General features: G+C 38.8%; 11 protein-coding genes. 10 read left to right on the top strand and 1 reads right to left on the bottom strand.

Annotated features, from left to right (window positions below):
* The first annotated feature begins 607 nt into the window (after positions 1-607).
* From WQ54_RS05175 to WQ54_RS05135, 10 genes are all read left to right on the top strand, one after another.
* Positions 608-910 carry a WXG100 family type VII secretion target gene (locus WQ54_RS05175; RefSeq protein ID WP_046513027.1) on the top strand — a complete coding sequence of 101 codons (303 nt, stop codon included), beginning with the start codon at positions 608-610 and terminating at the stop codon, positions 908-910.
* A gap of 35 nt (positions 911-945) precedes the next feature.
* A complete protein-coding gene (locus WQ54_RS33405) occupies positions 946-1,113 on the top strand; it encodes a hypothetical protein (RefSeq protein WP_156177723.1) in 168 nt (55 codons plus the stop codon).
* 205 nt (positions 1,114-1,318) lie between these two features.
* Positions 1,319-2,557, top strand: coding sequence for a WXG100 family type VII secretion target (locus WQ54_RS05170; RefSeq protein WP_046513024.1), 1,239 nt, complete (start codon positions 1,319-1,321; stop codon positions 2,555-2,557).
* 9 nt (positions 2,558-2,566) lie between these two features.
* Positions 2,567-3,364, top strand: coding sequence for a hypothetical protein (locus tag WQ54_RS05165; protein WP_046513021.1), 798 nt, complete (start codon positions 2,567-2,569; stop codon positions 3,362-3,364).
* Between the two features lie 12 nt (positions 3,365-3,376).
* A complete protein-coding gene (locus tag WQ54_RS05160; protein WP_197089546.1) occupies positions 3,377-3,934 on the top strand; it encodes a DUF5381 family protein in 558 nt (185 codons plus the stop codon).
* A 794-nt stretch (positions 3,935-4,728) separates the two neighbouring features.
* Entirely contained in the window at positions 4,729-5,625 is an 897-nt protein-coding gene (locus WQ54_RS05155; RefSeq protein ID WP_331435049.1) for a sugar ABC transporter permease, read from the top strand.
* A gap of 29 nt (positions 5,626-5,654) precedes the next feature.
* On the top strand, positions 5,655-6,539 hold the full coding sequence (locus WQ54_RS05150; protein ID WP_084821836.1) for a carbohydrate ABC transporter permease: 885 nt from the start codon (positions 5,655-5,657) through the stop codon (positions 6,537-6,539).
* A 61-nt stretch (positions 6,540-6,600) separates the two neighbouring features.
* Complete coding sequence (locus tag WQ54_RS05145; protein WP_046513018.1) at positions 6,601-7,878, top strand: sugar ABC transporter substrate-binding protein; 1,278 nt, start codon at positions 6,601-6,603, stop codon at positions 7,876-7,878.
* Positions 7,879-7,974: 96 nt separating this feature from the next.
* Positions 7,975-11,115: a beta-galactosidase gene (locus WQ54_RS05140; protein WP_046513015.1), complete on the top strand. Its 3,141-nt coding sequence runs from the start codon at positions 7,975-7,977 to the stop codon at positions 11,113-11,115.
* 105 nt (positions 11,116-11,220) lie between these two features.
* On the top strand, positions 11,221-12,306 hold the full coding sequence (locus WQ54_RS05135) for a LacI family DNA-binding transcriptional regulator (protein WP_046513013.1): 1,086 nt from the start codon (positions 11,221-11,223) through the stop codon (positions 12,304-12,306).
* Positions 12,307-12,387: 81 nt separating this feature from the next.
* Here the strand turns inward: WQ54_RS05135 and WQ54_RS05130 are convergent, their stop codons facing one another.
* Positions 12,388-12,903 carry a sigma-70 family RNA polymerase sigma factor gene (locus WQ54_RS05130; protein ID WP_046513010.1) on the bottom strand — a complete coding sequence of 172 codons (516 nt, stop codon included), beginning with the start codon at positions 12,901-12,903 and terminating at the stop codon, positions 12,388-12,390.
* Between the last annotated feature and the right edge of the window lie 532 nt (positions 12,904-13,435).

The raw sequence follows: 13,435 nt of genomic DNA, 5'->3' as shown, positions 1-13,435 counted from the left end.
GAGAAATGTCCTTCACAGAGGTTCTCAAAGCCGTTTTGGACCAATTTAATGAGAGAAATGTCCTTCACAGTGGATCTCAAGGCCGTTTTGAACCAAATTTATGAGAGAAATGTCCTTCACAGAGGTTCACAAGGCCGTTTTGAACCAATTTAACGAGAATAATGTCCTTCATCCGGGCTCTTGGGCCATTTTATACCAAATAGGTTATTACTCAAAAGTGCATCAAACGAACCTTCCTTTTGCCTTACAAACGTATCTCTGCCCCAAGCTTTCACGGTATAGACCCATCCCGCTTTCTCATTTGCCATGCAGGCTATTAAGTTAATTTAGCGATAATTAAAACGTTCATGTAAAGTCAAATGAAGCAAGGGATTTTTGTTCTTCCCGATCCTTGCAACGTTTATTTATGTATGACAACAAGTTACGTCACTAAAATTGATACATTTTTCCTATATTCATTTTTCATTTCTATACTGGAGACTTATGGAAGTGACTTGGTAATTATAGTAATATTTACTTAGCATAATAGGGGAACTATTGTATGAAAATGGTAACGGACGATGATAAATCGAGCAAAAATACGTTGATGTAATAATGAGGTGAAAAGATGAATTCGGATAAAGTCAGAGCATTAGCAAAAGTGTTTCAGGAATCTTCTGAGGAGTTAAAAGTAGATCAATCAAAATTAATGCAGAGTATACATACGAATACAGAAACATGGTCGGGTGAAGCCCGCAAAAAATTTGATTCTATGGTTGATGAAGCAGCTGTCTTATTTCAAAGGCATTCAGACAACCTTTATCAAATCAGCAGAGAATTAGAAAGCGCAGCAAATGATGTTGACAGAGTGAGAGAAGAGATTGAAAGACAAAAAGAATTAGAGCGGCTTGCTTGTATGAAGGATGAGTAGACTGACAATGATTCAAGGATATAAAGAGGTGTCATATGAAACCGAAAAATAGAGATCGCAAAAGTTTAGAGGAGGAAGGCTGGATCCTCCCTGATAAAAATAAGAAAAGTAAAGATGGCAGTTCTCTTCCTGGCTGCAGTGATTTTTTTATTTTGTTCATTCAATTTGGTGTTTTGGCCCATCAAGTAATTAGTCTTTTTTAAGACTGCCTTATGTCCGCTAAAGCAGAGGTTTAAAATGGCTCGTAATAAGTCGTTGATGGCATGAAAGGAATAGATGATGACAATTGGGTATCTGGTTGTGTCAATCTATTTATCTTGCCTTTACAGAATATGATAGTGGGACATTACTTTTTTAATAGTATTTAGATGAAATGCTACATATAGGGAAAGAAAAGAGGATGATAGAGTGGGTAATAAAATTTCAGTAGATCCAGATCGTTTAGAAGATTTAGCAAATGACCATGTCTCGAAATTGTCGAAAATTGAAGAGGAATATAATGACCTTCATATGGAGCTTTACAACCTGATTAGCAGTGCTCCGGCAGAGTATAGTCATTGTTTTTATCAAGTAGGGGATCCTTGGGGAACGGGAAATCAATTAGTTGATCTCTTGAGTGAAATGGAGATTGACCTGCGAATGACCGTCAATAAATTTTCAGATGCCGATAACTTAGTCGGTCAGCTTTATAAACTGCATGAGAAATACGGAGCATTAACTGCGTTGGGTGCTTTAGTATCGAAACAGCTGGCATTTTATGGACTGGGCTTCACACAATTTATTAAAAATAGTGATGATGTCTATATGTATAGGCATATGAATGCCCTAAATAAACTTTCTGATGTCGTTGATAATTCTAAATTTCGTAATGTAGCAAGAGCCTATTTAAGTCCAACAAATCTATTAAAGAAATATAGAGATGTGCCTTTTTCTGATTTAGTTCACAAAAAGCTGGCTAAATATCTTCCTGGCGATGTGGTTAAGTATACAGATAGTTCAAAGGCTTTATTTGAAGGGATTAAGCATAGAACATTGGACTCGACAACGTTTAAATCATTTGTTAAGACAGGAGCAAAATTCGCAAAAACAAATGTCGTTAGTACTCTATTAGTAACAGGAGTAATGGAAGCAGGCGGAATGGGCCTGAAAATTTCTGAAAACTATGCGAAATATGGAAATAATCCAGAGGTCTTAAAACGTGAAAATGCAAAAGCCGTTGGAAATGCAGTGAATAATACCGTAGCCATCTCTGGAGGTTCAATTGCGGGAGCGTTCGTAGGCGGTGCTCTAGGAAGTGTAGTAGGACCAGTTGGCACGGTTGTAGGAGCAGCTGCAGGTTCCTTTGTAGGAGGACTTATTGGAGAGCAAGCGGCTAAACTTACCGCAGGGATCGCGGAGAAAGCAGCTATCGCTTTTAAAGAACCTATACATGCTGGGGTTGAGTTTTTTAAAGGCGGTCTCGAAAAAGCTGGGAAAGTTGTTGAAGGGGTTAATAAAGGTGTTGATTTTGTAAATGATCAAATTAAGGAGACCATTGCCGACCCTGTAGGGAAGGTGAAAGAAATTGGTTCGAAAGCAAAAGAAACCGCGAGCTCCCTTGTAGATGGAGCAAAAGATTTTCTTGAGGATAAATTGTCATTTTTTTAAGGAGGACCTATGAATACGATTCAATTAAGTATTGAGGAATTACTTTTTTCATTTTACAGTGAAGGCTTATTTGAACAAGGAATATCTATTAAAGAAGCCTATTTTCCAACGCTTCAGGATGCGGAGTTAAAACTAATGCTGGAAATTGCCTCGCGATCCTTGTTAGCAAAAGATATGATTAAGGAAGTTGATAACCAATATAAATTAAAGGATGAATTTGCTGCCTATATCCATATATTGAATTATGCGGAAGGTACCATTAAGGCTTCTAAACATCAGTCAGACTTAAATGGAGAAGCAAGTATCTCCTTTCATTATAAAAATGGAGAGGTTTATTTACATAAATTATTATACGACAATCAAATTCATTCAATTTCAAAGCTGCCGGAAGAAGGAATCCTTTCAGTGATAAGCAGGTTTTTCAACTTCCCTGCCTTAGAAAAGCAAGGTGAAGTCATCCTTCAGTTAAAAAGTGAAGAATTTGAAGAACTTTTAGAAGATGTAAGTCAATCTCATTCTTTCTCAGAATCGATTGTTCAGAAATGGATAAGCAAAAAGGGAGAGTCTGCTAGTATCCTCGCGTTTTTACATGATCTTTCGGATAGAAATGGTAAAATGGATAGTTTAGTAAGCTTAGCCTATGACTCAGAAAATAACCCTGACCTAACAGATCTTTATTTTCTTATTCCAGGAAAGAATGAATGTTGGCTGGCGACAAGGGACAACAGCCTAGATCTGAACATTCAAAGAGCAAATGAGGCATCTATTAAACAACTATTCGTAACGAACAAGATTCTTTCAGCTTAGGAGGTGCATCGTTTGGTAAATGTTAAGAAAGAAAATGAAGTGATACATATAAAAGGATCAAAATTCATGTACGGATGGATGTTTCTTGCCACTGTAGGTTTTTTAATCGCCTGTTTATTCTTAATCATACATGGGTTAAAATTTGATTCCAAATATTCTTTACTTTACCTTGGCGGCGGTCTTATCTTCACTCCTTTTTACCTTTACCTAACTTTCTGGTCACTACCAGGTTTTATTCCAGGGAAGACCCTGTTAACAATTGTTCAAGGTGAGAACGGTACGATTAAATCCAAGAAAGGGACCGTTTTTATTAAAAATATCCGTAATATCGATTTAATTAGAAATCCGCTTAATTTGATTAATGATCTTGTCATCGAAACCTTCGATAACAAAACAATGAAAATTCGCACCTATAATTTACTTGATGACCTGGATTATCAGGTAGTAGTTGATCAATATATCTATCCTTACATGACAGAAAATGCAAGAAAAGTGTGGGATCGTAAGGTGAATTTAGAGAAATTGCAAAGAGTAGCTAAATACGTGCGGCAGGAACAGAAAATTGATTAATGTTCATTTCCTAGAGATGTGACAACATTTCAATACAGGTGATAAACCGTGAAAACAATAGATTTTCATGGTTTATCACCTGTTTCATTCTGAGTCAATCAAACAGTTAATCTAGTTAACAAATGCTAAAGAGATTCAGCTTAAATGCCTTCAGATTTAATCATGCATTTCTCCTGAGAATAAATCTATGTATTTCAATATCCTCCCTATTTCTATGAAACGATCATCTTGAAAATGAAATCACATCTAATTTAAATTCTACTCCCTTTTTACTTCTTCGAACTATTTCAAAGTAAATCCCGGTTTACCAAAAATAATGCTGCTCCTTATCGTTCATTATCTAACAAATGTTAAGTAAAAACATAACAAACATAACGTACGATCAAAATAAAACGTTCTTCATTGATCTCCACACCTTCCCGTTTACAGTGAAATATATCCCTATATGATTTTTTTGATCAAAAACTCCTCCTTAAGCGTTGTGAATCGCTATATTTAGACAATTCTCAATAGTAATTTTAAATTTTCAGAATAGATTAATATTTTCGATAAAAGATATGTACAAACAAAAAGTATCTATGTTATACTAACAACTAACAACAACGATAACAAAAATAACAAAATGAAGGATGAGGAGGAACTGAAAACGAAAGGGATACGTTCAGTTTTGGAACAGTAGCAGGTGATTTTCATTTTTTATCTTTTGTAACCGTTTGCACCTTAGGGTGGAGACTCAAAAATCAAATGGGGATCCATAAATGATGGTTCACTAAACAAAAGGAGGGGGATTGGTTTTGGGGACTTCCATAAGACGGATGGTCAAAAGTAAGACATCGATATTTTATTTGTTTATATCTCCATGGTTGCTTGGGTTTTTGGTTTTAGCTGCCGGTCCGATGTTGTTTTCTCTCTATATGTCCTTTACCGATTGGAAAATTTTTGGGGGAACAACTTGGGTTGGATTTGAAAATTATAAAACGCTTCTTAATGATCCGCTATTTTGGAAATCATTGTGGAACACGGTTTATTACACTGCGATTGGCGTTCCGTTAGGGCTTGTTGCTGGGTACTTGCTAGCGGTGTTATTAAATCAAAAGGTAAAATTCATGGGGCTTTTCCGCACGATTTTTTATTTGCCGTCCATCGTTCCTGCGGTAGCAAGCTCGCTGTTATGGATACTTATTTTCCAGCCGGAATTTGGCTTAGCGAATGCGATGCTGGATCAATTTAATATGCCAACCTCTAAATGGCTGCTAAGTGAGACAATGGTCAAACCAGCGCTCATTATTATGAGTTTATGGGGCGTAGGTGGAGGAATGGTGATCTACTTGGCAGGACTTCAGGGAATACCTACAAGTCTATATGAAGCAGCTGATATCGATGGGGCAGGAAGCTGGAGTAAATTTTGGCATATTACCGTACCGATGTCTTCACATGTGATCTTCTTTAATCTCATTATGGGGATTATTGGCTCGTTTCAAGTTTTTACACAGGCCTATGTGATGAGCAGTGGCGGACCGAATTATGCGTCACTATTCTATGTCCTATACCTCTATAATAATGCCTTTGAATATTTCAAAATGGGTTATGCATCGGCACTGGCATGGGTATTGTTTCTCATTGTTCTACTCTTTACATTGCTTCAGTTTAAATTATTTGGAAAAAAAGTCTATTACGAGTTTGATGATTAAAATGTGGATTTCAGAAAGGAAGGAGTTATATGGAGAGAGTAGCTGCTGCAACGAATGGCAATGTGGAAATAAAGTATAAAAGCATGTCTAAAACGAAACGGTTGGAACGTTTTGGAATCTACACTCTGTTAATCGTGTTTTCCATTTTATTTATTTTACCGTTTGTTTGGCTGATCAGTACATCATTGAAGCATGAGGCACAAGCGATTACCTATCCGCCTACAATGATTCCTACTGATTTTGATTGGGCTAATTATAAGGAAGTATTTCAAGTCGTTGATTTCCTCAAGTTTTATTGGAATACCATTTTTATTACCTTTTTCACTGTCATAGGGACCATCTTATCCAGCGCGCTTGTTGGCTATGCCTTTGCCAGAATTAACGGAAAGGGCCGTAACTTTTGGTTCGTTATTTTATTAAGTACGATGATGCTTCCGCAACAAGTAACAATGATTCCGCAATACATCATTTTTTCTAAGCTGGATTGGGTCAATACCTTTTTACCATTAATTGTACCAGCCTTTTTAGGGAATGCCTTTTTTATCTTTCTGCTTAGGCAGTTTTTCAAAACGATTCCGCGTGAATTAGAGGAGTCTGCCATCTTAGATGGGTGTAATACATTTGGTGTATTTTGGAGAATTGTCCTTCCATTATCAAAGCCGGCATTGATTACGGTTGCCATTTTAAGCTTTATGTGGACATGGAATGACTTTATGAATCCATTAATCTATTTAAATGATCCAAATAAATATACGCTCGCACTTGGCATTCAAATGTTTAATGGACAATTGAATATGCTCTGGGGACCTATGATGGCTGCAAGTACATTGGTTATTCTGCCATTGATTCTCTTATTCTTCTTTGCTCAAAAACATTTTATCGAAGGAATTGCTTTATCGGGCATTAAAGGGTAGTTATTCCTTTCTCAGGTTGAAAGGGAATAAAGGAAAAAGATCATGAAGGGGGAAGTATGGGATGAAATTGAAGAAGCGTTTCACTTTATTTGTAAGCGTTTTACTTGCGTTCTCACTATTATTAGCGGGGTGCAGTGAGAGCTCTGGAGGGTCTGGAGAATCATCAGATGGGAAGGAAACAACGTTAAGAGTGCTGGTCTGGGGAAATGGGCCGGAAGAATTAAAGGGTGAGGAAGAAATTTATGCGAAGTTTGAAGAGGAAAATCCGAATATTAACGTTGAGTTGATTCATGCTCCTTATGACCAAGTCATGGATAAATTCGTCACCATGTCGGCAGGTGGAGATCAGCCGGATTTAGTTTGGCTGCAGGGTTCCTATTTACCGGGCTTTGCAGAACAAGGTCTGCTTATGAAATTAGACGATCTTATTGAAAAGGCTGGTATTAATAAAGAAGATTGGCTTCCTGGCGGTATCGAGATGGGTACTTGGGATGATACCATCTATGCCCTGCCAAGAGATATCATTTCTCACCATGTCGTCTACAACAAAGATATGTTTGATAAAGCGGGAGTACCTTATCCTCAAGATGGCTGGACATGGGAGGATTATGTAGAAACGGCCAAAAAATTAACCATAGAAGAGAATGGGAAAATTGTTCAATTTGGTTCTGCAAGCTACTCTTGGGAAGAAGCATTAGTTGAAAACGGTGCTAGCAAGTTCGCTCAAGATGGTTCAGAGGTATTAATTGATTCACCTGAAGCCATTGAGGCGATTCAATGGGCAGCAGATTTAAGCAATGTCCACCATGTATCACCTACTGCAACAGAATCACAAGGTCTGGGTGATTTATTCCTTGCAGGAAAAGCTGCCATGGCTTTTACCGGTCCTTGGAACTGGAGACCTTATACAACAGAAGGTAAGTTTAATTGGGACATCGTTGAAGTTCCAGCAGGAAAAGCAGGAAATAAATCGCAATTACTAGGTTTGCCAATTGCGATTGGGACAAATACGGAGCATCCGGAAGAAGCATGGACGCTTCTTGAATACTTAACACATGGCGGCGGCCAGGAAGTCCAATCAGAAATCGTGGGTGCCTATCCTTCGATTAAAAGTGCAACTGGCAAATTCTCTGAGGGAGAATATGCTCCGGAAAATGTAGACACGGTGCATCAAGCAATGGAGGAAAATACCGTGGTCACGTCAAATTTCCCAACATACTCGGAAGCGATGAATACACTGCAGCCTGTGATTGACCAAATTATGAATGGGGAAGCAAAGGCTGAAGATGAGCTGCCAAAGGTCGCTGACAAAATTCGCAGCCAATTAAATATAAAGTAAATGGAAAGAGAGGAGAACCTTACGAACAAGGGGGTTCTCCTTTTATTCAAAAGTTAAAAATTTTATTACTATTCCATACCACCTAGGAGGGTACAAATGGGCAGGTCGCTTTTATTTTATGATCAACAGTTTCCATATGATGGGGTAAGACCCAGTAATGAGCATTTAATGAATTTATCTAAACAATTTACAATTGCCTCTGCAAATGATCTGAAGGAGCATTTAAATTCTAGCAAATTTGATTGCTTGATTCATCTTCATGGAGCCTATTTTCCAAAGGAATCTTGGAGTGCGATTCTATCATTTTTAAAAAAAGGCGGGAATCTGCTTTATATTGGCGGTGCTCCCTTTAAACATCCGGTCTATCTGGAAAATGAAAATTGGGTCGTAGAGCAGGCGCAAACCACGTATCATCAAAAGCTGCTGATTCATGAAGCTTTACCAGTTGATGTAACCGGCATAAAACAACAAAAACATAATTCAACTATTCCATTGTTCGAAGGAAAAGAACATCTTTTCACAATCGAACCTACATATGGGTTTATTCTTCATGTCACAAGGCATAGTGATACGCCAAAGGAAATGGGCTCGGCTGGTCCAATGGATGCCCGCATTTATCCTCTTCTAAAGCTTGTTTCGGATGAAGGGCGAGAAGTGGGAGCTCCAGCGGTATTATTGGAATATACAAAGGGTGATTTTGCCGGATGCCGGATGATGTTTATCAATCAACCATTACAGGAACAATTTTGGACGAATAATGGGGGAGAGTCGTTAACTGAGTGGGCGGACTATTGTGCTCAAGGGGTAACAGAGGTTTGGCTGAAATCCAACTATGCTTCCTATGATGAAGGTGACAGTCCGACGATCACGATACAAACACAGTCATTAAGGAGAAAAGATGGGCTTGCTTCTAAGGAAGCCACATGGTGGACGTTTGACATGGCCATTATGAAGAAGGATGCCCCAAATGAATTTATATGGAAAAAGACGATACAAATTGAGACAACGAATCGATTTCAAATGACTCGTATTCCTGTTCCAATCCATATTGAAAAAGGAATGTACGAGGTGGTTTGTGAGGGTATCTCCCAAGCTGGAGAAAAACGTATCTATAAACATGGTTTCTGGGGTTTTGATGAACATCTATTGAAGGATGGCAGCCTTTTAAGCTGTGACCGCGATTATTTTTGGAAGGATCAGCGCCCAATGCCGATTGTCGGAATGACGTATATGACATCTGATGTTGCAAGGAAATTCTTATTCCTTCCGAACCCGGCTGTTTGGGACAGAGATATGGCACAAATGAAAAAGGCCGGGATCAATTTCATCCGGACAGGGATATGGACAGGTTGGAGAAAGATCATGTTCGAGGATGGTCATGTACATGAAGAAATCCTGCGCGCGATCGATGCCTTTATCTTAACAGCCAAGAGACATGAGCTTGAAGTGACGTTTACCTTTTTTGCGTTTACACCTGAAAGCTGGGAAGGGGCAAATCCTTATTTGGATCCAAGAAGTGTGGAAGCTCAGAAAAGATTTATTACGACCATCGTATCGAAGCATAAAGAGACAACAAATGTCCATTGGGATTTAATTAATGAACCATCTATGTTTGATCCAAATCGCATCTTTTCCGGCCCTCGTTCTGCTGGAGACCGGTTTGAGAAGGCTGCTTATTGTGAGTGGTTAAAGGATCGACATGGGACGATTCGGAATCTCCAAGAAAAATGGAATATGACACCAGATGAATTACCAAGCTTTGAGGCAGCAGTTCCACCGGAGCCGAGTGACATTAATTTTCATATTCAGGATATGGGAACGGAAAAGAAGGGGACAAGATGGCTTGATTACACTTTATTTACGATGGATATGCATAATCGTTGGGCAGCTGAGCTGACATCTGCCATTAAAGCGATTAATCCGAATCAACTTGTAACGGTTGGGCAGGATGAGGGACTTGCAGGCGGGCGGCCATCCCCATTCTTTTATGAGGAGGCAGTTGATTACACAACGGTTCATTCCTGGTGGCATATGGATGCTCTTGTCTGGGACGGTATTTTTACCAAGGCGCTTACCAAACCAAATTTGGTGCAGGAAACAGGAATCATGTATGTCGAAACGCCGGATGGACGTGCAAAAAGGTCTGAAAAAGAGCTGAGAAATATATTGGAGCGTAAATATGCCTATGCCTTTTCAACAGGCGGAGCCGGAGCCGTTCAGTGGATTTGGAATACAAACGTTTATATGGATAATATTAACGAATCGAACATCGGGGCTTTACGTGCAGATGGAACCGAAAAGCCGGAAGCAAATGTTTCCTATGATTTTGGGAAGTTTATCGAAGGAATCCGCGACTTGTTTGTCGGAAGAGAGCTTGAAGATATTGCCGTTATTTTTCCTTATTCCAATGACTTTTCTAATCGGAAATTAGCCTATGACGCAACAACAACATTAACGAGGATTTTGACATATGAAATGAAGGTACCATTCCGTGCACTTGGTGAATATCATGTCAATTCACTATGGACAAATCCACCTAAACTTCTCATTCTTCCTAGTGCACATAATATTAGTGATCAGGCCTTTAAGAAAATCATAGAGGCTGTAAAAGAGAAAGGGATAACACTGCTAATTACTGGACCTCTTGGACTTAACGAATATTGGCAGCCGACGAATCGTTTTATAGAGGAGCTTGGTCAACGAAAGATATCGAATGTTGTTCGCGAAGAAATGCTACGACTTGAGGGGGAGCTGCTTCCGGTTTCATTTGGTGCTAGCAGAATTGCCGAATTAAATAAGGAAGTAGTGATGGATAAGAACGGAAATCCTTCACAAGTAACCGATATCCATGAAATTCAATTTGGAACAGGCTCGCTCATTTGGTGTCCATTACCAATTGAGTTGAATGAACGGAAGGACTCGATTCTAAAAATGTACACCTATTCCTTAACAAAGGCTAACATTCACCGCCAATTGAAGTGGAATGCAGGTGGTCAGTTACCAGGAATTTACGGACGAAAATTGTCCTTCAAAGACGGTGCCCTGTTTGTCTTTACATCTGAATACGCATGTGAAACTGAGATTGAGATAACAGATACAGCGACAAACATGACATACTTCTTTACACTAGAGAGTGAGAGGTCAGTCCTTTTTGCGGCAGACCGATCAGGAAGGATTATCGGAGTCTATCGTCCAAATGAGGTATCCGTTCAAGCTGTCCCATATGTACTGGCATAATCCAAAGTGACAATCTAGATAGCTATTTTGTTAGGTTCGATTGAATGATATAATAACAACAATTAGATTCAGAAACGGTTAAAATCCTTGGTTGGAGGTGGCAGGATGGCACGTAAAGTATCAATGCAGCAAATTGCAGATTACTTGGGGGTATCAAAATTTGTCGTTTCAAGAGCACTTTCAGGTAAGAGTGGAGTCAGCCATTCAACCAAGGAGAAAGTGTTTCAAGCAGCATCACAATTAGGTTATTTCGCTCAAAAAAATATGAGTGTTAATTTTGATAGCCCAGAGAAGGAAACATCTTCAGAAATAGAGGGTCAAAAAGAGACCGTATTAGTCTTAATGCCTAATATCCGTCACCAAACCAAAGAATCCTCCTATTGGGGCAGAATTGTTGATGGAATCTCAGAGGAGTTAGAGCGTAATGGATTTGGCTTAGTGATTATTACAGAAAATACGGTCAAAAGCATAGCAACCATTATGAACCCAAACGTATTACTTGGAGTCATAGGAGTGGGTGTTGTATCAACTTCGCTTCTATTAGAGGTTCATCAGTTAAACATCCCAATTGTCTTGGTGGATCATGAAGAGCCTCTCATTCCAGCAGATACCGTTTTTAATAATAATTTTGATGGTAGTGCCATGCTGACAAATTATCTAATCGGCCTTGGCCATAAAAACTTACGCTTTGTAGGGGATATTGAGTATTCTCGAAGTTTTTTTGACCGCTGGCTGGGATTTAGGAGTGTATTAGAATCAAACGGTATCGTGAATTCTTATCCTGATCCGTTGACAACATTAAAATTTTCCGGTAATGCGGATATTAAGCAGCATATAAAAGAGTGGATACAAGGAAAACAAGTGGATCAATTACCGACAGCCTTTGTCTGTGCTAACGATTCGATTGCGTTAAGTACCATCTCCGCCTTAAAGGAACTGGGTATGAAAGTACCTGAGCAAATCTCGGTTACCGGGTTTGATAATATTAAGGAGTCCTACCAAACGGCCCCGAATTTAACGACCGTAAATGTAGCGAAAGAAGAACTTGGTAAACGGGCGGTTGCGATGTTGATAAGACGGCAAAAAAGCAAGGATTCTCCGACGGAAAAAATTTTATTGTCAGGTGTGATCATGCATCGCGAAACATGTGCACCTGTAAGAACGAACGATGGTGTTAAACACCAAAAGTGAAAATTGGATTAATTGGTGGGAAATGGAGTGGCTGTTGATAGCACTCCATTTCTGTTTGTTCATGCGTTTGTTAGGTCCCAATTACCTATTTCCCAAAAGCTCCTCAACCGAATACTTCTTCAACTTAGCAATCGTATCCCTGCGCCAAGCTTTAACGGCATGAACGGATACCCCTTCCTCTTTTGCAATGTCAGCTGGTAATTTTTCATAAAGACAGTATGCTTTTAACCATTTGCTTTGATTTTCGGTCAGTAGGGTGGCAATGCTGTCAAAAACGGAGCTTGTCAACAATGGGGTATAATCGCATTCCCCTGTGTCGACTTCAAGGTATCCGTCGTTCCCAAACTGGCATTCATTATTCCATTTATTCCATTCCTTCGAGAGGGCAGTTTTCATCCGGCCGCTGATAAAGGAATAAACATATGACCGAAACTCTCCTTTTTCTTTATTAAAGCGTTGCGCAGCCTCCCATAAGGCAATACACCCGATTTGATAGAATTCCTGTTCATTTTTATAGATCGCTAGTTTTCTTATAATGTAATAGATCATTGGTTTATATTGTTCAAGCAGTTCCTCAAATTTCGCCTCTTCAATCATGTAAGAATCCTTGTGAAGAATGCATTCTTCCTTTATTCCGCGGTACCTTGAGAATAGCAAGCTTTGTTTCTATGAGAAAATTTCCTTAAGCGGCATAAGGGAGGGGGAAATGGGGGGATAACGTTGTTATTTGTTAGAGATAATGAGCTTATCTCTATAAATTTAGAGAAGTAGATGATGCTATTGTAGTTTTTGTCCATTTATACAGATGTAAGATTTGCTGCAACTTGTTAATTCTATGCAGAAAAAAACTGACCAATGAAGTCCCTTCCAAGACGACAAAGATCAGCTCCTCCTTAACTTTTCATTTTTTTCACTAATTTATTTCATCAAAATCAGCCAAATATATAGCATATTTTACATATTTACACAAATTAAACCATTTTTTTACGGAAAATTTACTGGGATCATATAAACATCTCATATAGATTGATTAAACTGAACTCGTTTGAAAAATAAGTAGATTAGGAGGGAGAAATGTAAAGGTTATCATCGGTGGATGTAAACAATCGTTTATTTAATGAATGTCATG

It is taken from the genome of Bacillus sp. SA1-12, from assembly GCF_000981385.1.
Lineage (GTDB): Bacteria > Bacillota > Bacilli > Bacillales > Bacillaceae > Metabacillus.
Note: the sequence above shows the minus strand (reverse complement) of the source record. Positions and strands in the feature narration are given on the sequence as shown.

Coding starts and splice junctions, on each gene's coding strand:
- WQ54_RS05175 (WP_046513027.1), top strand. CDS start 608: ATGAATTCGGATAAAGTCAGAGCATTAGCAAAAGTGTTTCAGGAATCT.
- WQ54_RS33405 (WP_156177723.1), top strand. CDS start 946: ATGAAACCGAAAAATAGAGATCGCAAAAGTTTAGAGGAGGAAGGCTGG.
- WQ54_RS05165 (WP_046513021.1), top strand. CDS start 2,567: ATGAATACGATTCAATTAAGTATTGAGGAATTACTTTTTTCATTTTAC.
- WQ54_RS05150 (WP_084821836.1), top strand. CDS start 5,655: ATGGAGAGAGTAGCTGCTGCAACGAATGGCAATGTGGAAATAAAGTAT.
- WQ54_RS05145 (WP_046513018.1), top strand. CDS start 6,601: ATGAAATTGAAGAAGCGTTTCACTTTATTTGTAAGCGTTTTACTTGCG.
- WQ54_RS05140 (WP_046513015.1), top strand. CDS start 7,975: ATGGGCAGGTCGCTTTTATTTTATGATCAACAGTTTCCATATGATGGG.
- WQ54_RS05135 (WP_046513013.1), top strand. CDS start 11,221: ATGGCACGTAAAGTATCAATGCAGCAAATTGCAGATTACTTGGGGGTA.
- WQ54_RS05130 (WP_046513010.1), bottom strand. CDS start 12,903: ATGATTGAAGAGGCGAAATTTGAGGAACTGCTTGAACAATATAAACCA.